The sequence below is a fragment of the Rhodococcus sp. M8 genome, assembly GCF_015654185.1.
In the GTDB taxonomy this organism is placed as follows: Bacteria; Actinomycetota; Actinomycetes; order Mycobacteriales; family Mycobacteriaceae; genus Rhodococcus; species Rhodococcus aetherivorans.
Genome location: NZ_CP064065.1, coordinates 1,088,236 through 1,106,870, shown reverse-complemented (window position 1 = coordinate 1,106,870; position 18,635 = coordinate 1,088,236). Strand labels below are relative to the sequence as shown.

Annotated in this window: 9 protein-coding genes and 1 pseudogene; 8 read left to right on the top strand and 2 right to left on the bottom strand. The window is 74.9% G+C overall.

Going from position 1 to position 18,635, the window contains the following annotated elements:
* The first annotated feature begins 817 nt into the window (after positions 1 to 817).
* Together ISO16_RS04910 and ISO16_RS04905 are read left to right on the top strand one after the other, a co-directional pair.
* A complete protein-coding gene (locus ISO16_RS04910) occupies positions 818 to 1,069 on the top strand; it encodes a hypothetical protein (protein ID WP_006943779.1) in 252 nt (83 codons plus the stop codon).
* Between the two features lie 101 nt (positions 1,070 to 1,170).
* On the top strand, positions 1,171 to 1,401 hold the full coding sequence (locus ISO16_RS04905) for a DUF6480 family protein (protein WP_006943781.1): 231 nt from the start codon (positions 1,171 to 1,173) through the stop codon (positions 1,399 to 1,401).
* A 33-nt stretch (positions 1,402 to 1,434) separates the two neighbouring features.
* On the opposite strand, the gene ISO16_RS04900 is transcribed toward ISO16_RS04905, so the two are convergent.
* Positions 1,435 to 1,842, bottom strand: coding sequence for a YchJ family protein (locus tag ISO16_RS04900; RefSeq protein ID WP_083662532.1), 408 nt, complete (start codon positions 1,840 to 1,842; stop codon positions 1,435 to 1,437).
* Positions 1,843 to 1,933: 91 nt separating this feature from the next.
* Between ISO16_RS04900 and ISO16_RS04895 the strand changes: the two genes are divergently transcribed.
* From ISO16_RS04895 to ISO16_RS04885, 3 genes are all read left to right on the top strand, one after another.
* Entirely contained in the window at positions 1,934 to 2,923 is a 990-nt protein-coding gene (locus ISO16_RS04895) for a magnesium transporter (RefSeq protein WP_029544134.1), read from the top strand.
* Positions 2,924 to 3,016: 93 nt separating this feature from the next.
* Positions 3,017 to 3,337, top strand: coding sequence for a chorismate mutase (locus ISO16_RS04890; protein ID WP_006943785.1), 321 nt, complete (start codon positions 3,017 to 3,019; stop codon positions 3,335 to 3,337).
* Between the two features lie 21 nt (positions 3,338 to 3,358).
* A complete protein-coding gene (locus tag ISO16_RS04885) occupies positions 3,359 to 3,979 on the top strand; it encodes an FHA domain-containing protein (RefSeq protein ID WP_006943787.1) in 621 nt (206 codons plus the stop codon).
* An 8-nt stretch (positions 3,980 to 3,987) separates the two neighbouring features.
* On the opposite strand, the gene ISO16_RS04880 is transcribed toward ISO16_RS04885, so the two are convergent.
* Positions 3,988 to 4,890, bottom strand: a complete 903-nt coding sequence (locus ISO16_RS04880; RefSeq protein WP_006943789.1) for an alpha/beta fold hydrolase — start codon at positions 4,888 to 4,890, stop codon at positions 3,988 to 3,990.
* A 106-nt stretch (positions 4,891 to 4,996) separates the two neighbouring features.
* Here ISO16_RS04880 and ISO16_RS04875 point away from each other — a divergent pair, with 106 nt between their 5' ends.
* The 3 genes and pseudogenes from ISO16_RS04875 to ISO16_RS28605 all read left to right on the top strand — a co-directional run.
* Positions 4,997 to 5,488: a TIGR00725 family protein gene (locus ISO16_RS04875; RefSeq protein WP_029544130.1), complete on the top strand. Its 492-nt coding sequence runs from the start codon at positions 4,997 to 4,999 to the stop codon at positions 5,486 to 5,488.
* 134 nt (positions 5,489 to 5,622) lie between these two features.
* Complete coding sequence (locus ISO16_RS04870; RefSeq protein WP_195886187.1) at positions 5,623 to 15,978, top strand: non-ribosomal peptide synthetase; 10,356 nt, start codon at positions 5,623 to 5,625, stop codon at positions 15,976 to 15,978.
* Positions 15,912 to 18,614: pseudogene (locus ISO16_RS28605) on the top strand (condensation domain-containing protein); the annotation flags it as partial. The gene ISO16_RS04870 and the pseudogene ISO16_RS28605, both read left to right, overlap by 67 nt.
* Between the last annotated feature and the right edge of the window lie 21 nt (positions 18,615 to 18,635).

The following is an 18,635-nucleotide window of genomic DNA, read 5'->3' as shown; positions in this document are numbered from 1 at the left end:
CGTGCGCCGCGGAGACCGGCGCACCGGATATGTGGAATCCACGGCCTACGGAAAAATGGAATTTACCGAACCAGGTCCGCGCGGTTCCTCGCGTCCGAGAATTGCACCGAAGACGGGGCGCCCTCCCGGCGCGGGCGCACCGCGGCGGGCACGGGCTCGGGAACGACCGCCCGGAACGGGCCGCATCCGGAAGAGGTCGCCGCGGGCGTGTACCGGCTCGGGGCCGGCCGCGGCCTGACCGAGGCCAACGTCTACCTCGTGCGGTCGGGGCACACACCGGGGCACCTCGCGTTGTTCCGCAGGTCCGGCCGGGTGGCGATCACCGGCGGCGCCGTGCTGACGGTCGACGTGAGCTCGCTGCCCCGGCCTGCTGCGCCGCAGGCGCGGGATGTCCGGTCCGCCCCGCCTCACCACGTGGAACCGGGCCTACGCGCGCGAATCGATGTCCCGGATCGAGGGGCTCGCGCCCCGGGTTGTCGCGAGTGGCCACGACCGGCCGCTGCACGTCCCCGAAACCGCCGGGCCGGCGGAATCGTGAGGGGTCCCGGCGGTGGGGCGCTCGAATGTGTTTCGGATCACATTCCGCCGGATATCCGAGACAGTGGGTCGGGACGTCGAGGCAGGGAAGGAGGAAATCGGTCATGTGGAACTTCCGACCTGAGTTCAACTGGTTCATGCATCTGTTCCGTGACCTGTTCGGCTGGTTGAGCTGAGACAGGGCATCACCGTCCGCGCCCCGCCCGGGGGCGGACGGTGACATACGTCGCCTCGACGGCGACGGGGACCGCGAACCCACGACGTTGCCCGAGAGGACCCCATGAGTCACGCCAGTTTCGCGTCCCGGGTCGGTGCCACTCGCGACAAGCTGTTCGACCTGGCCCGCGAGATCGCCGCGATCGTGGAGGCCGCCGAGGCACTCGACCGGGAGTCCCTGCCGCTCGCCGACGAGATCGCCGTGACCGGGCTCGTCGACGCTCTCACCGACGTGAGCGGGCACCTCGACGCGGCGACGGAGCCGCTCGGCGAGGCCGTCTGGTTCTCGCGTCATCTGCCCGGACCGTTCGGCTGACGCTCGCGCCCGAGGATTACGCGGCCGGAAACCGGGTATGTCGTCGGGGCCGAGGCGCTGCTCTCGGCACCGTTCCCGCACCGCCGACACCAGGAGCGCACGTGAGTACCCAGAACCCCGGACCTCAGCCGGAAGACACCCCCGGCCTCGACGCCGGCGGGGGAGTACAGCCCGGGGACACGCCGCCCGATGCCGGACAGACCTCCGGTCTGTCGCATCCCCAACCCAACCCGAGCCGGGTGATGCCCGTCTTCGCGATCCTGCTCATCGCGTTGATCGTGCTCGGAGTGGCGGCGTTCTTCGTAGCGCGCGCGTTCGCCCTCTTCGACTGAGTACGCCGAACGACCGAACCGCGCCCGCCAAGGTCAGCCGAGAGCGTCGACGTAGAGCCAGCGGCCGTCCTCGCGGACGAACCGGCTGTGTTCGTGCAGCACGTCCGCGTGACCGCCGAACCTGTAGTGGGCGCGGAACTCGACCGTTCCCTCCGTGTGCAGGAACCCGCCGCCGCTCGTGCGCAGCACCTCGAGCCCGGTCCACCGCTGCGCCGGATCGAGGTCCAGCCGCACCGGGCGAGTCCCGGGGTGCCACGTGCGGCGCAGATACGCCTCGTCGCCCACTGTGAAGGCGGTGTACCGCGAACGCATCAGCTGTTCGGCGGTGGGCGCGTGCCCGCCGGCGAGGAACGGCCCGCAGCATTCGCCGTACGGCAGGCCCCGGCCGCACGGGCAGGGTGTGGTGGGGCCGGGCCGGGGGGCGCGCTCGCGTGGACTCACCGGCACATTATCGCCACCGCCGGGATCGGGCGGTGGTGCCGGTCGTGGCACGATCGAACCTCGGGACGAGCGGCCGGAGGAACGGTGGGGCATGGTCGAATCTGCCGACACACAGGCATGGGAGCAGGGCAGTCCCGGCACCGCGCTGCGGCACAGCTTCGCGGCCGTCCCGGTTGCCGGGCCGGACGACACGGTTGCCGGGGTGCTCGACCGGATGCGGGAGCACAGTTTCGACAGCGCCGCCGTCGTCGCCGTGCTCGCAGGTGAGGTGCTCGTCGGTCTCGTCACGATCGAACGGCTGCTGGCAGCCCCCGGCACCACCCGGATGAGCGACGTGATGGATCCGGATCCGCCGGTGGTGCGTCCGGACACCGCGCAGGAACGGGCCGCGTGGAAGGCTGTTCAGCACGGTGAACCCGGCCTCGCCGTCGTGGACGGCCGCGGCCGGTTCCGCGGTCTCATCGCGCCCCAGCAGCTGCTCGCCGTGCTGCTGCACGAGCACGACCAGGACATGGCCCGGCTCGGCGGCTTCGTGCACTCGGTGGACGCGGCACGGGCCTCGAGCGTCGAGGGAATCCGTCGACGCCTGTGGCACCGGCTGCCGTGGCTCGTCGTCGGTCTGGTCGGGGCCATGGTCTCGGCCCGCCTGATGCAGGTCTTCGAGGCCGAGCTCGACGCCGACCTCGCCGTCGCCTACTTCGTGCCGGGCATCGTGTACCTGGCGGACGCGGTCGGTACGCAGACCGAGGCGCTGGTCATCCGCGGGTTCTCGGTGGGTGTGGGGATCCGCCGGATCGTGCGCCGCGAGGTGCTGACCGGCCTGTCGGTGGGGGCGCTGCTGGGTGCGACGATGCTGCCGGCGGTGCTGCTCATGACGGGAAACCGGGATCTCGCGGTCGCCGTGGCATCGGCCGTGCTGGCCGCCAGCACCATCGCGACCACCGTCGCGATGGTCCTGCCGTGGGCACTGCAGCGGCTGGGCAAGGACCCGGCGTTCGGGTCCGGCCCGCTCGCCACGGTGATCCAGGACCTGCTCTCCATCGTCATCTACTTCGTGGCGGTGACGCTTCTGCTCGGCTGAGGGGTGGGGTGTTCCCCACCCCAGGGGTCCTTGGGGGACAAGGCGTTCCCGAGCCACGATGGGGCGACCGACCGCCAATCCCGTGGAGGCCCCGTGACCGTAACGTCGGAAACGTTCACCCCGAACCCCACCGCCCTCGCCGGCACGGCCGAACTGGATCACGTGTTCGACGAGATCGACCGGGTCGACGCCGAGATCGTCGCCGCGATCCGGCGCCGGACCGGTCTCGCGCACCACGCCGGCCGGCTGCGCCGCGCCGGTCACGGAACGGTGCCGGCGCACACGCGTCGCGAGATGGCGGTGCTCGCGCGGTTCACCGCGGCACTGGGGCGGGACGGTTCGGCGCTGGCGGCGACGCTGCTGCGGTTGGGACGCGACCCCCTTGCCGACGCTGCAACCTACGGGCAGGATTGAGTCCGCGCCCTGGAGGTTGTGATGAGCGTCGTCACCGAATCGCGTCTGTCGTATGTCGACAAGCAGGGGCGGCAGCATCGGTTCGAGCTGTCGCCGGAGTCGCCGCGCGTCACCATCGGCCGTGCTCCGAGCTCCGACGTGGCGTTCACCGGCGACAACGAGGTCTCCCGCCTGCACGCCGTCGTGGAGTGGATCGGCACCCACTGGACCATCCTCGACGACGGGCTCTCCCGCAACGGCACGTTCCTCAACGGGGAACGCATCACCGGACGCCGCCGCCTGCGGGAGGGCGACAGCATCCGGATCGGCTCGATCCGACTGACCTTCCAGGAGATCGGTGCCGGACCGGACGAGGCGACCCGCGTCGCGTCGGAGCTGCCGACGGTGCGTTCGCTCACGGAGACGCAACGCGGAATCCTGCTCGCGCTGTGCCGGCCCTACAAGCACGGCGCCGCGTTCGCCACCCCCGCCTCCAACCAGGACATCGCCACCGAGCTGTTCCTCAGCGTCGACGCCGTCAAGACGCATCTGCGGGCGCTGTTCGCGAAGTTCGGTGTCGAGGATCTGCCGCAGAACCAGAAGCGGGTCCGGCTCGCCGAGCTCGCATTGCACAGCGGCGTCATCACCGAACGCGACCTCTGACCTGCGGCTCACCCCACCCGCTGCAGCAACCTGCCGAGGGCCCGCGCGACCTCCGCGGGGCGGTCGGCGATCACCGAGTGCCCGGCGCCGTCGACCCGCACCAGCTCGGCGCGCGGCAGCCGCGCTGCGAGACCGGCGGACAGCTCGAACGGGGTCCACTCGTCCGCCGACCCGCACAGCACGAGCGCGGGGACCGCGGCGAGCACCGCCAACGCGGCGGATTCGTCGAGCACGGCGAACGATCGCAGGAACGCCGCCATCGTCACCACCGGCGTGTCGTTCGCGAGCACCGCCAGCAGGGCCGCCCACCGGGAACCGGGGGCGCGTCGCTGCGCCGCCCGTCTCAGCGGCCGCACCGCCCGTCCGCCCAGGTGCAGCGCGTGCTGCACGGCGCCGGGTGCGTGCTGCACCGCGCGGTGGAACAACTCGACCGCGGGGCTCTCGAGGTACCGCCCGAGCCCCGACCGGCCGAGATCACCGGCGGCGGTGCCGATCAGGCAGATCCCGGCGACCCGGGTGCCGATCTCGTGCGGATGTTGACGGGCGTAGGACAGGATCGTCATGCCGCCCATCGAGTGGCCGACCAGCACCACCGGACCGGCGGAGACCGCGCGCAGCACCGCCGCGAGATCGCGCCCGAGCTGCTCGACGGTGTACGTCTCCGGCCCGGCGGTGCCGGACGCGCCGTGACCGCGGTGGTCGAAGAACACCATCCGCAGCGTCGCTCCGCGGCGTCGGAGCAGCGAATCCCGAAGAGGCGCCCAGGTTTCCGTGCGGCCGCAGTGCCCGTGGACGAACACGGCGGTGAGCGGTGCGCCGGCCGCGCCGATCTCGTGGACCGCGAGCGGCACGCCGTCGTCGGCGATCACCGTATGGCGGCGTACGAGACGCTCGGTGCGGAGGGTGGACATGCGGACAAGGATCCGCCGGATGCCGGTGCCGGGCGAGCAACCCCGGTGGTGGTGGATTTCACCTCAGGGGGCCACTTCTGCACCCTGGGTGGTGGACAATCGCGTCATGGATGCGCAGCGGTATGTCGGCGTGGTCGGGCCCGCGGAGGCCACGGCCGAACAACGCCGGATCGCCCGTCAGGTCGGCGGGCTGCTCGCGGCGCGACGCGCCGTCGTCGTGACCGGGGGACTGGGCGGGGTGATGGCCGCGGCATCGCGCGGAGCCGCGGAGGCCGGCGGCACCACCCTCGGCCTGCTGCCCGGCGACGACCGCGCGGAGGCCAACCCGTACCTGACCGTGTCGATCCCGACCGGTCTCGGCGAGATGCGCAACGCCCTGCTGGTACGCACCTGCGAGGCGCTCATCGCGGTCGGCGGCAGCTGGGGCACGCTCAGCGAGATCGCGCTCGCCGTCCGCACCGGCGTCCCGGTGATCTCGATCGGGGGGTGGCCGCTGCCCGCCGCCGGGGTGCTCGCCGTGACCTCCGCCGGGGACGCCGTCGACGCCATCCACGACCTGTTGTGGCGGCGCGATCCCACCGCGGGCTGGACCGGCTGAGGAGTTCTCGCACCCGAGGGTGATTCTCGACCACCCCTGCGGGTGCCGCGCCCACCGCTGGGGTCGGTATCGGCACCGGGGTCTGCGGACGACCGTGGAAGCAGCACAGTCCACCGGTCGTCAGGAGTACCCCCGTGTTGCACGAAAGCCCGGTCGCCCAAGAACATTTCGCTGCCCCGCAGCCCGCCGGCGCGTTCCCGCTCTCGGCGGCCCAGCGCGGGATCTGGTTCGCACAGCACCTGGCCGGCGCCACGCCCGTCAACATCGCCCAGTACGTCGACATCGCCGGGGACCTCGACCTCGACGCCCTCGAAGGTGCCGCCCGTGCCGTCGGACGCGAGTTCGGCACCGGCTTCCTGCGCATCGTCGAGGAGGACGGCCACCCGTTCCAGACGGTCGTGCACACCGGCGAGCGGCTGACGGTGGTCGATCTGCGGGGCGAGGCCGATCCCGTGGCCGCGGCCCGCGAATGGATGGAGCGCGACTACACCGCCCCGGTCGACATGTGCACCGACCGGCTCGCCGTCACCGCCGTGCTCCGCATCGCCGAGGACCGCTGGTTCTGGTACGCCCGGATCCACCACATCGCCCTCGACGGCGTCGGCGCGATGACCCTCGTCGCGCGCACCGCCGAGCTCTACACCGCCACCGTCACCGGAACCGCGGTGCACACGCCGCGCACCGCGGCGCTGCCCGACATCGTCGCCGCGGACGAGACCTACCGCCGCTCCCCGCGGTTCGAGGCCGACCGTGCGTACTGGACCGAGCACCTGGCCGGGCTGAGCGATCCCGTGTCGCTGGCCGGCCGGGCCGCCCCCGCCGACGCGCACCCGCTGCTGGTCGGCGCGGAGCTGCCCGCCGACACCGAGCAGGCCCTGCGCGACGCCGCGGCCCGGCGCGGGTCGAGCCTCGCACCGCTGGTGGTCGCCGCGTTCGGCACCTACCTCGCCCGGATGACCGGCCACGACGAGGTGATGCTCAGCCTGCCCGTCTCGGCCCGCACCACCGCCACGCTGCGCCGCTCCGGGGGCATGCTCGCCAACGTGGTGCCGCTGCGGTTGCGCACCGACGCCGCCACCGTCGCCGCCGTGATCGCCGCGGCGGAACTCGAGCTGACCGGGGCACTGCGCCGCCAGCGGTACCGGCAGGAGGACATCGCCCGCGACCTCGGTCTCACCGGCGATCACGCCGCCGGGTTCGGCCCCTCGGTCAACCTCATGCTGTTCGACCACCGGGTCCGGCTCGGCGCGCTCACCGGGCGGGTCCACGTGCTCACCTCCGGGCTCATCGAGGACCTGTTCGTCAACCTCTATCCGGGGGGCCACAGCACGCACCTCGACTTCCAGGCCAACCCCAACCTGTACGACCGGGACGAGCTCGCCGCGCACCACCGGCGGTTCCTCGCGTTCCTGCACCGTTTCGCCACCGCCGCACCCGACCGGCGTCTCGCCGACCTGGACCTGCTCGGCGACGACGAGCGCGCCGCCCTCGTCCCGGCCCGCGGCGCCGATCCGGTGCCGCCCCGCACCCTGGCCGACCTGCTCACCGCCGGGGCGGCCCTCGACCCCGGCGCCGTCGCGGTGATCGACGGTGCGCGCACCGTGACCTACTCCGACCTGGACGCCGCCACCGACCGGCTCGCCCGGCTGCTGCTCGCCCGCGGCGCCGGCCCGGAGACCACGGTGGCGCTGGCGCTGTCGCGGTCCGTCGAATCGGTGCAGGCCGTGTGGGCCGTCGCCAAGACGGGAGCCGCGTTCGTGCCCGTCGACCCCGGTCACCCCCGGGCCCGGCTCGAGCACGTCCTGCGCGACAGCGGCGCCCGCATCGGCCTGACCGTCGCCGCGCACCGGGACGGACTGCCCGACGACACCGACTGGATCGCCCTGGACGACCCCGCGACCGTCGCCGCGGTCACGGCGGCGGACGCCGGCCCGGTCACCGACGCGGAGCGGGGAATCCCGCTGCGGCCCGAGCACGCCGCCTACGTCGTCTACACCTCCGGTTCCACCGGCACCCCCAAGGGGGTCGTCGTCACCCATGCCGGCCTGGCGAACCTCGCCGACGACGCCCGCGCGCGTCTGGCCGTCGCCGCCGGCTCGCGCGCCACCCACCTGTACTCGCCGGCTTTCGACTCCTCGATCGAGGAGCTGCTGGTGACCTTCACCGCCGGCGCCACCCTGGTGGTGGTGCCGCCGCAGGCCTATGGCGGCACCGAGCTCGCCGAGGTTCTCCGCGCCGGACGAGTCACCCACCTCGACGCGACCCCGGCCGTGCTCGCCACCCTCGACCCCGACGACCACCCCGAGATCGGCACGGTCGTCGTCGGTGGCGACGCCTGCCCGCCCGACCTGGCCGATCGGTGGTCGGTGGGCCGGGCATTCCTCAACGCGTACGGCCCCACCGAGGCCACCGTCACCGCCACCTTCGCGGCTCCGCACCACCGCGGCGACCGGGTCGGCGTCGGCACCCCGATCCGCGGCATGCGCGCCCTCGTCTTGGACCGCCGGCTGCAGCCCGTGCCCGCAGGGGTCACCGGCGAGCTGTACCTGGCCGGCGCCGGGATCGCCCGCGGCTATCTCGGCCGCCCCGACCTGACCGCCGCCCGCTTCGTGGCCGACCCGTACGCGCCCGGAGAACGCATGTACCGCACCGGTGACCTGGTGCGCTGGCGCGGTGCGTCCTTTGGGCTGCCAGGGGAGCCCGAAGGACACACCGGCGGCGCAGCCGCCGCGCTCGAGTTCGCCGGCCGCACCGATCACCAGGTCAAGATCCGGGGGTTCCGCGTCGAACTCGGCGAGGTCGACGCCGCGCTGCTCCGGCACCACACCGTTGCCCGGGCCGTCACCGTCGGCGCCACCACGCCCGCCGGCGCGACCGTCCTCGCCGCCTACGTCGTCGGGCACGCCGGCGCCGCCGTCGACGTCGACGCCCTGCGCGGCGAACTCGCCGACACCCTGCCCGCCTACCTCGTGCCCGCGGCGATCACCGTGCTGCCCGAACTGCCGCTCACCCCCGTCGGCAAGATCGACCGCGCCGCGTTGCCCGCCCCGGACTTCGGCACCCCCACCGCCGGCCGCGCCCCCGAGGGCGCCCGCGAGGAAGTGATCGCCGCCCTGTTCACCCAGGTGCTCGGCGTGGAACGAGTCGGCGCCGACGACAGTTTCTTCGCCCTCGGCGGCGACAGCATCGTCGCGATCACCCTCGTCTCCCGCGCCCGCGCCGCCGGACTGCGGTTCACCGCGCGCGACGTCTTCGAGCGCCGCACCGTCGCCGCTCTGGCCGCCGTCGCGGTCGCGGACACCGGAGCCGGCACAGTCCTTGCCGAACTCCCCGGCGGCGGCACCGGTCCGGTCGAGATCACCCCGATCGTCGCCGAACTGCTGGCCGGCGGCGGGCCCGTCGACCGGTACGGGCAGGCCGTGCTGATCCGGCTGCCCGAGCATCCCGACCCGGCGCACCTGGCCGGGGCCGTGCAGGCGCTGCTCGATCGGCACGACGCGCTGCGGATGCGGCTGACCGCTGCCCGCACGCTCGAGGTGCTCCCCGTCGGCGCGGTCGCCGCCGACGCGGTGCTGCGCCGCGCCGCCGTCGACGAGCCACGCGGCGCCGCCGCGGCCGCGCTGGAGGCCGCGGCGGACCGACTCGATCCGGCCGCCGGGATCGTCGCGCAGTTCGAGTGGCTGGCCTCGCCCGACGGCCGCGACGACCTGCTCGTGGCCGTCGTCCACCACCTCGCCGTGGACGCGGTGTCCTGGCGCATCCTGCTGCCCGACCTGGCCGCCGCCTACACCGACCTCGCCGGCGGTGCCGCGCCCGCCCTCGCCCCGGTCGGCACGTCGCTGCGCCGGTGGGCGCACGGCCTGACCGAGGCCGACCGCAGCGACGAACTGCCGTTGTGGGAGCGGATTCTCGCGACGCCCGACCCGGCACTGGGGGAGCGGCCGTTCGATCCGGCGCGCGACACCGTCGCCACCTCCGCCCGGCTGCGCGTGCACGTGCCCGCCGAGGTCACCGACGCCGTGCTGACCGCCGTGCCCCAGCGCTTCCACTGCGGCACCGCCGAGGCGTTGCTCGCCGCGCTCGGCCTGGCGGCCGAGCGGTGGCGCCGCAACCGCGGCCGCACCGCCCCCGCGACGCTCGTCGGCGTCGAGGGCCACGGCCGCGAGGAGGCGGCGGTCCCCGGAGCCGACCTGTCCCGCACCGTCGGATGGTTCACCACCGTGCACCCCCTCGACGTGGACCTCACCGGCATCGACGTCGACGACGCCTTCGGTGGCGGTGCCGCGGCGGGCGCGGCGATCCGGTCGGTCAAGGAACGGCTCGCCGCCGTTCCCGACCACGGCATCGGCTACGGCCTGCTCCGGTACGTCGCCGGCACCCTGCCCGCGCATCCGGCCCCGCAGATCGCGTTCAACTTCCTCGGCCGCATCGACACCACGGTCGAGGGACCGTGGCTGCCGCTCGGCACCGCCGCCACCCGCGAACCGCAGATGCCGCTGCCCGCGGTGCTCGACATCGACGCCGCCGTCGAGGCCGACGGCCTCGCCGCCACCTTCACCTACGCGACCGGCCTGCTCGACGAGGACGCCGTCGACGAGTTCGCGCAGCTGTGGGTGGCCGCGCTCGCCGCGCTCGCCTGGCACGTCGGCGACCCGGCCGCCGGCGGTCACAGCCCCTCCGACTTCCCGCTGGTCGCCGTCGACCAGGACCGGATCGACGCGTGGGAGCGCGACCGCGGAGGCCTGGCCGACGTGTGGCCGCTGTCCCCGCTGCAGGCCGGGCTGCTGTTCCACACCGGGTACGCCGCCACCGACGCCCCCGACGACTACACCGTGCAGACCGTGCTCGAACTCGCCGGCACCGTGGACCCTGCCCGGCTCCGCGCCGCGGCGCAGTCCGTGGTCGACCGGCACGACAGCCTGCGGGCCGCCTTCCGCGACACGGCCGCCGGCCCGCTCCAGGTCGTGCTCCGCACGGCCGACGTGACCTGGCGGGAAACCGATCTGCGCGGCCGTGCCGACACCGACGGCGAGCTGGCGCGCATCCTCGACGCGGACCGCGCCGACCGGTTCGACCTGGCCGCCGCGCCGCTGCTGCGCGTCCACCTGGTCCGCACCGCCGCCGACCGGTACCGGCTGCTGCTGACCAACCACCACCTCGTCCTCGACGGCTGGTCCACCCCGCTGCTCGTCGCCGAACTGCTCACCGCCTACGCGGCGGGCGCGGCGGTGCCCGGACCGGCGCCGTCGTTCCGGGACCACCTGGCCTGGCTCGCCGGCCGGGACCTCGTCGCCGCGCGGACCGCGTGGGCCCGCGCCCTGGACGGCATCGACGCCCCCACCCTCGTCGCCCCGCACGACGACCCCGCCGACACCGGCGGCGCCGCCCACACCGTCGCGCTGAGCGCCGAAACCGCCGCCGCCCTCGACGCTGCCACCCGCGCCCACGACGTCACCCTCGCCACCGTCGTGCAGGCGGCGTGGGCGCTCACCCTGGCCGAGGTCACCGGCCGCACCGACGTGGTGTTCGGCTCCACCGTCTCCGGCCGCCCGCCCGAGCTGCCCGGCGTGGACGCCGTGCTCGGCCTGTTCGTCAACACCGTGCCGGTGCGGGTGCGCCTGCAGCCCACCGACACCGGCGCCGACCTGCTGCGCCGCCTCCAGGCCGAACAGGCGGCGCTGCTCGAGCACCAGCACCTCGGGCTCGCCGAGATCCACCGGGCGGCCGGCGTCACCGAACTGTTCGACACCCTCGCCGTCGTCGAGTCCTACCCGCTCGACCGCGACGCCCTGTCCGCGACCGCCGACGGCGCCGGAATGCGGGTCCTCGGCGTCACCGGCGCGGAAGCCACCCCGTACCCCGTGAGCCTGATCGTCGAGCCGGGCGCCCGGCCGGAGCTGAGCGTGCGCTACCGCCCCGCCTCGGTCGGTGACGGCGTCGCGCGCCGCATCCTCGAGCGGTGCGCGGAGCTGCTCGCTGCGCTCGCCCGGACCCCGGACCGCCGCATCGCCGCGCTCGGTGCCCCCGGCGTCGACGCCCCGTTCGTGCCGGCCCGCGACCGGGCCGTCACCCTCGCCGACATCCTCGCCGGCACCGCCACCCGTCACCCGGATGCGGTCGCCGTCGTCGCCGGCGCCGCAGAGCTCACCTACCGCGAACTCGACGACCGGGCCGCCGCCCTGGCGGGGCTGCTCGCCACGCACGGCGCCGGACCCGGCACGCTGGTCGCGCTCGCGCTGACCCGCTCGCTCGAATCGGTCCTCGCCGTGTGGGCGGTCGCGAAGACCGGCGCCGCGTTCGTCCCCGTCGACCCGCGCCACCCCCTGGACCGGATCGAGCACATGCTCACCGATTCCGGCGCCCGCCTCGGCGTCACCGTCACCGCCCACCGGGACCGGCTGCCCGGCTCCGCGACGACGTGGCTGGTGCTCGACGATCCCGCGACCGCCCGCCGCACCCCGGCCGGCCCCGCGGTGCCGTCGCCGGCCCGGCTCGACGACCCGGCCTACCTGATCTACACCTCCGGCTCGACCGGGACGCCGAAGGCCGTCACGGTCACCCACCGGGGCCTCGGCAACCTGGTCGACGCACTGCTCGCCGTGCTGGAGCCGACCCCGTCGGCACGGGTCGCGCACGTGGCGTCGCCGAGCTTCGACGCGTCCGTGTTCGAACAGCTCGCCGCGTTCGCCGCCGGCGGCCGGCTCGTCGTCGTACCCCCGACGGTCGTCGGCGGCGACGAACTGACCGACCGGCTCGCCGACGCGGGCGTCACCCACCTCGTCCTCACCCCCGCCGTGCTGGCCACCCTCGACCCGGCCGCCGCGCACACCGTGCGGGTCGTCGGTGTCTGCGGTGAGGCCGTCCCCACCGACCTGGTGCGCCGGTGGGCGCCCGGCCGCACGATGTTCAACCTCTACGGCCCCACCGAGACCACCATCTGGGCCACCGTCGCCCCCCTCACCGCCGATGCGCCCGTCACCCTCGGCGCCGGTGTGCCCGGCACCGAAACCGAAGTCCTCGACGGCTGGCTGCGGCCGGTGCCGCTCGGCACGGCCGGAGAGCTGTACCTGGCCGGTCCCGGGCTGGCGCGCGGCTACCACGGCCGTCCGCAGCTGACCGCGAGCCGGTTCGTCGCGCATCCCGGACGGCCCGGGGAGCGCATGTACCGCACCGGTGACCTCGTGCGCTGGACCCGCGCCGCCGACGGCGGCCCGGTGCTGGAATACCTGGGCCGCACCGACTTCCAGGTCAAGGTGCGCGGCATCCGCGTCGAGCTCGGGGAGGTCGACGCGGCCCTCGCCGCCGTCGCCGACGTGGACTTCGCGGCCACGCTCGGCCGTCCCGGTCCCACCGGCTCGGCCGTCCTCGTCTCCTACGTGCGGCCCGTGCCGGGCCGCGGGCTGGACCCGGACCGGCTGCGGGACCGGCTCGGCGAACAGCTGCCCGCCCATCTCGTGCCCGCCGCGGTCGTCGTCCTCGACGAGGTTCCGCTCACCCCGGTCGGCAAGCTGGACCGGACGGCGCTGCCGGAGCCGGACTTCGGCCGCAGCCGGCGCCCGGCCCGCGCACCGCGTGGACCGGTCGAGACCGCCGCCGCCGCCGCCTTCGCCGACGTCCTCGGCCTGGACGGGCTCGGCGCCGACGACTCGTTCTTCGACCTGGGCGGAAACTCCCTCGACGCGACCCGGGTGATCGCCCGCATCAACGCCACCGCGGGCTCCGCCCTGGCGGTGCGCGATCTGTTCGAGGCGCCCACCCCCGCGGCGCTGGCCACCCGCGCCGCGGGCCGCACCGGTGCCGCCGTCGCACTCGGGCGACGGGAGCGGCCGGCCCGCCTGCCCCTCGGCCCGGCGCAGCACCGGATGTGGGTGCTCAACCAGCTCGACCCCGCGTCCGGCGTCTACAACATCCCGGTGGCGCTGCGCCTGCGGGGCCGGCTCGACATCGCCCCGCTCGCCGCCGCCTTCGGCGACCTGACCGCCCGGCACGAGAGCCTGCGCACCGTGTTCCCCGCCGACGCGGAAGGCCCCCGCCAGGTGATCGTCGACGCGGCGCCCACCGATCCTGGCGTCGTCGACGTCCCCGCGGACGCCGTGCATGCCGCCGTGGCGGGCTTCGCCGGGGCCGGCTTCGACCTGACCGTGGACCTGCCGGTGCGGGCCCGGGTGCTGCGCCTGGGCGCGGAGGAGCATGTGCTGGTGCTGGTGCTGCACCACATCGCCGCGGACGGGGTGTCGGTGGCGCCGCTGGCCCGGGACCTGATCGCCGCGTACGCCGCCCGCACCGCGGGTGCGGCCCCGGCGTGGGCGCCGCTGCCGGTGCAGTACGCCGACTACACGCTGTGGCAGCGCGAGGTGCTCGGCGAGCCCGACGACCCCGACTCGACCACCGCCCGGCAACTGGACTTCTGGACCCGCACCCTGGCCGGCCTGCCGGATCGGGTCGTCCTGCCCACCGACCGGCCCGGACCCGCGGTGCAGTCCGGCGCGAGCGCCGACGTCGCCTTCACCGTGGACGCCGGCGTCCACGCCGCGCTGCGCCGCCTCGCCCGCGCCGAGAACGCCACCGTGTTCATGACCCTGCACGCCGCGCTCGTCGCGCTGCTGTCCCGCCTCGGCGCCGGCGACGACATCGCGGTGGGCACCGCGGTGGCCGGCCGCGGCGCCGCCGAACTCGACGACCTGATCGGGATGTTCGTCAACACCGTGGTCCTGCGCACCCCGGTGCGGCCCGACGCCACGTTCGCCGACCTGGTGGCGCAGGTGCGCGAGGCCGACCTGGCCGCGTTCGCCCACGCCGACGTCGCCTTCGATCAGGTGGTCGAGGCGGTGCGCCCGGCCCGGTCCACCGCGCACCACCCGCTGTTCCAGGTCTCCCTCGCGCTGGCCGACTTCGCGGCACCCACCCTCGAGATCGACGGGCTCGAGATCGCCGTCGAGGACGTCGAGCGTGGCTCCTCGCAGTTCGACCTCGGGCTCGAGCTGCGCGAACACACCGGCGACGACGGCCGGCCCGCCGGGCTGGACGCCACCCTCACCTATGCCACCGACCTGTTCGACGAGGCCACCGCGCGCACGATCGCCGCGCGGTTCGTGCGGCTCCTCACCGCCGTCACCACCGACCCGGCCGTGCCCGTCGGGGACGTGGATCTGCTCGACGCCGCCGAGTCCGCCGCCCTGCACGCGACGGCGGGTCCCGCCGGTGTCGGGCCGTGGCTGCTGCCCACGCTGCTCGGGGCCGCCGCCGCGGCGCACCCCGAGCGCCCGGCCGTGCGTGCCGACGGCACCACCTGGACCTACCGGGAACTCGATGCCGCCGCCGGCCGGCTCGCCCGCCTGCTCGTCGCCGCCGGGGTGGGCCCGGACGTGCGCGTGGCCCTCGCGCTGCCCCGCTCGGCGGAGTCGGTGCTCGCCGTGTGGGCGGTCGCCAAGGCCGGCGGCGCCTTCGTGCCCGTCGACCCGGCGTATCCGGCCGAGCGCATCGCGCACATGCTCGGCGACTGCGGTGCCACGCTCGGGCTGACCACGACCGCGCACCGGTCCGCGCTGCCCGGCGCGCTCACCTGGCTCGAGCTCGACGACCCGGCGCTGCGGGCCGCATCCGCCGCCGAATCCGCCGCGCCGTTGACCGACGCGGACCGGACCCGGCCGCTGCATCCCGACCACGCCGCCTACCTGATCTACACCTCCGGCTCGACCGGCACCCCGAAGGCCGTCACGGTCACCCACCGCGGGTTGGCGAACATCGTTCGCGCCCAGGATGATTCGCTCGCGGTCGGACCGGACGCGCGGGTCCTCGGCTTCGCCTCGCCGAGCTTCGACGCGGCGATCTTCGAACAACTGGCCGCGTTCGGCTCCGGGGGCTGCCTGGTGTCGGTTCCGGCCGGCGTCGTCGGCGGCGCCGAACTCGCCACGCTGCTCGATGCCGAGCAGGTGACGCACATGGTCCTCACGCCGTCGGTGCTCTCGACGCTGGAGCCGGCGGCATTGACGTCGGTCGAGGTGCTGGCGGTGGCCGGGGAGGCGGTCGGAGCCGAGTTGGTCGAGCGGTTCGCCGGGGGGCGGACGATGCTGAACCTGTACGGGCCGACGGAGGCGACGATCTGGGCGACGGCGGGACCGCTGGCGCCGGGACGGGCGGTGACGATCGGATCGGCCGTGCGCGGAGTGACGCCGCTGGTGCTCGACGGGCGGTTGCGGCCGGCCCCGGTGGGCGTGGTGGGGGAGCTGTACCTGGCCGGGGACGGGCTGGCGCGGGGCTATCACGGGCGGGCGGGGTTGACCGCGGGCCGGTTCGTGGCGCATCCGCAGGTCCCGGGGGCGCGGATGTATCGCACCGGCGACCTGGTGCGGTGGGTGCGGGCCGGGGCCGGCTCGAACTCGAGTACCTCGGCCGGGGTGATCATCAGGTCAAGGTCCGCGGGATGCGGGTCGAGGTCGGGGAGATCGACGCGGCGCTGGCCGGGTTGTCGCAGGTGGACTATGCGGTGACGGTGGGCCGGACCGGTCCGGCCGGGTCGCCGGTGCTGGTGTCGTACGTGCTGGCGGCGCCGGGCTGCGAGCTCGAGGCCGAGCCGCTGCGGGCGCAGGTGGCCGAGCTGCTGCCCGCCCATCTCGTGCCGGCGGCGGTCGTCGTGCTCGACGCGGTGCCGCTGACCCCGGTGGGCAAGCTGGACCGGGCGGCGCTGCCCGAGCCGGTGTTCGCGGCCGGCTCGGGGCGCGCTCCGCGCACACCGACGGAGGAGGCGGTGGTCGCCGCGTTCGCGCAGGTGCTCGGCCTCGCGCAGGTCGGGATCGACGATTCGTTCTTCGACCTGGGCGGCAACTCCCTCGACGCCACCCGCGTCGTCGCCCGCCTGAACTCCGCGGGCTCCGCCCTGGCGGTGCGCGACCTGTTCGAGGCGCCCACCCCCGCGGGGCTCGCCGTGCGGCTGCTCGAGCGTCCCGCCCCGCGGATCGCCCTCACGGCCCGGCCCCGGCCGGCCCGCGTGCCCCTCGGCCCGGCGCAGCAGCGCATGTGGGTGCTCAACCAGCTCGACCCCACCTCCGCGGCGTACAACATCCCGGTGGCGCTGCGCCTGTCCGGGCCCCTCGACGCCGCGGCCCTGACCACGGCATGGCGGGACGTGACCGACCGGCACGAGAGCCTGCGCACCGTGTTCCCCGCCGACGCGGAAGGCCCGCACCAGGTGGCCGTCGACGCCGGCGTCCCCCTCGACCTCACCGAGGCACCTGCCGACGTGCATGCCGCCGTGGCGGGCTTCGCCGGGGCCGGCTTCGACCTGACCGTGGACCTGCCGGTGCGGGCCCGGGTGCTGCGTCTGGGCGCGGAGGAGCATGTGCTGGTGCTGGTGCTGCACCACATCGCCGCGGACGGGGTGTCGGTGGCGCCGCTGGCCCGGGACCTGATCGCCGCGTACGCCGCCCGCACCGCGGGTGCGGCCCCGGCGTGGGCGCCGCTGCCGGTGCAGTACGCCGACTACACGCTGTGGCAGCGCGACATCCTCGGCGACGAGACCGATCCGCAATCGACGGCCGCGCAACAGCGCGAATTCTGGGTGGAGACCCTCGCCGGGCTCCCGGACCGCATCACCCTGCCCACCGACCGGCCGCGCCCGGCCGTGCAGTCCATGGCGAGCGCCGACGTGGACCTCGCCGTCGACGCCGACGTGCACGCCCGGCTGCGGGCCGTCGCCGCCACCGAACACGCCACGATGTTCATGACCCTGCACGCCGCGCTCGTCGCGCTGCTGTCCCGTCTCGGCGCCGGCGACGACATCGCGGTGGGCACCGCGGTGGCCGGCCGCGGCGCCGCCGAACTCGACGACCTGGTCGGGATGTTCGTCAACACCGTGGTCCTGCGCACCCCGGTGCGGCCGGACGTCGCCTTCGCCGACCTGGTGGCGCAGGTGCGCGAGGCCGACCTGGCCGCCTTCGCCCACGCCGACCTGCCGTTCGATCAGGTGGTCGAGGCGGTGCGCCCGGCCCGGTCCACCGCGCACCACCCGCTGTTCCAGGTCTCGCTCGCGCTGGCGAACTTCGAGGAGCCGGAGCTCGAGGTCGCGGGCCTGCGCATCGAGCTGCAGGACGTCGCCCACGAGGCCTCACCCTTCGACCTGAGCCTGACACTGCGCGAACGCACGACCGCCGACGGCGAACCCGCCGGTCTCGAGGTGACGCTCGGTTACGCCACCGACCTGTTCGACGACGGCACCGCGCGGACCCTCGCCGCCCGCTTCGGCCGGCTGCTGACGGCGGTCGCCGAGAACCCGCACGCCGCGATCGGCGACGTCGACCTGCTCGACGCGCAGGAGGCCGACGACCTGCGCACCAGCGCGGGCCCGCAGCCCGTCACCCCGGTGACCCTGCCCGAGCTGCTGCACGCCGCCGCGGCCGCGCGACCCGACGCCGTCGCCGTGGTCACCGACGACCGGCAGGTCACCTATCGCGAGCTCGATGCCCGCGCGGCGCTGCTCGCCGACGCGCTCACCGCGCGCGGCGCCGGTCCCGGCACCCTCGTCGCCCTGGCACTGACCCGATCGTTCGAATCGGTGCTCGCGGTCTGGGCGGTCGCACGGACCGGAGCGGCGTTCGTGCCCGTCGACCCGCGGCACCCGCAGGAACGGATCGAGTACATGCTCGCCGATTCCGGGGCCGTCCTGGGCGTCACCGTGACCGCGCACCACGACCGCCTGCCCGGCTCGGTCGGGTGGCTGGTGCTCGACGGCCCGGACGCCGACACGCGTCTCGCACTCGTCCCGCAGCGGCCGCGCGCCGCGGCCGTGCACGTGGACGATCCCGCCTACCTGATCTACACGTCCGGCTCGACCGGCACCCCGAAGGCGGTCGCCGTCACCCACCGCGGACTGGGCAACCTCGTCGCCGCGCAGCGGGAAGCCCTGGCGCTGACCGCGCAGGCCCGGATCGCGCACATCGCCTCGCCGAGCTTCGACGCCGCGGTGTTCGAACAGCTCGCCGCGTTCGCGGTCGGCGCGCGGCTCGTGGTCGTACCGCCCACGGTGGTCGGCGGCGCCGAACTCGCCGACCGGCTTCGCGCGGCCCGGGTCAGCCACCTCGTCGTCACCCCCGCCGCGTTGTCGACGCTGGAGCCGGCGGCATTGACGTCGGTCGAGGTGCTGGCGGTGGCC

Bases quoted from the DNA above. Each gene is read 5' to 3' on its own strand.
- ISO16_RS04910 (WP_006943779.1), top strand. From the start codon at position 818: ATGAGTCACGCCAGTTTCGCGTCCCGGGTCGGTGCCACTCGCGACAAG.
- ISO16_RS04895 (WP_029544134.1), top strand. From the start codon at position 1,934: ATGGTCGAATCTGCCGACACACAGGCATGGGAGCAGGGCAGTCCCGGC.
- ISO16_RS04885 (WP_006943787.1), top strand. From the start codon at position 3,359: ATGAGCGTCGTCACCGAATCGCGTCTGTCGTATGTCGACAAGCAGGGG.
- ISO16_RS04880 (WP_006943789.1), bottom strand. From the start codon at position 4,890: ATGTCCACCCTCCGCACCGAGCGTCTCGTACGCCGCCATACGGTGATC.
- ISO16_RS04875 (WP_029544130.1), top strand. From the start codon at position 4,997: ATGGATGCGCAGCGGTATGTCGGCGTGGTCGGGCCCGCGGAGGCCACG.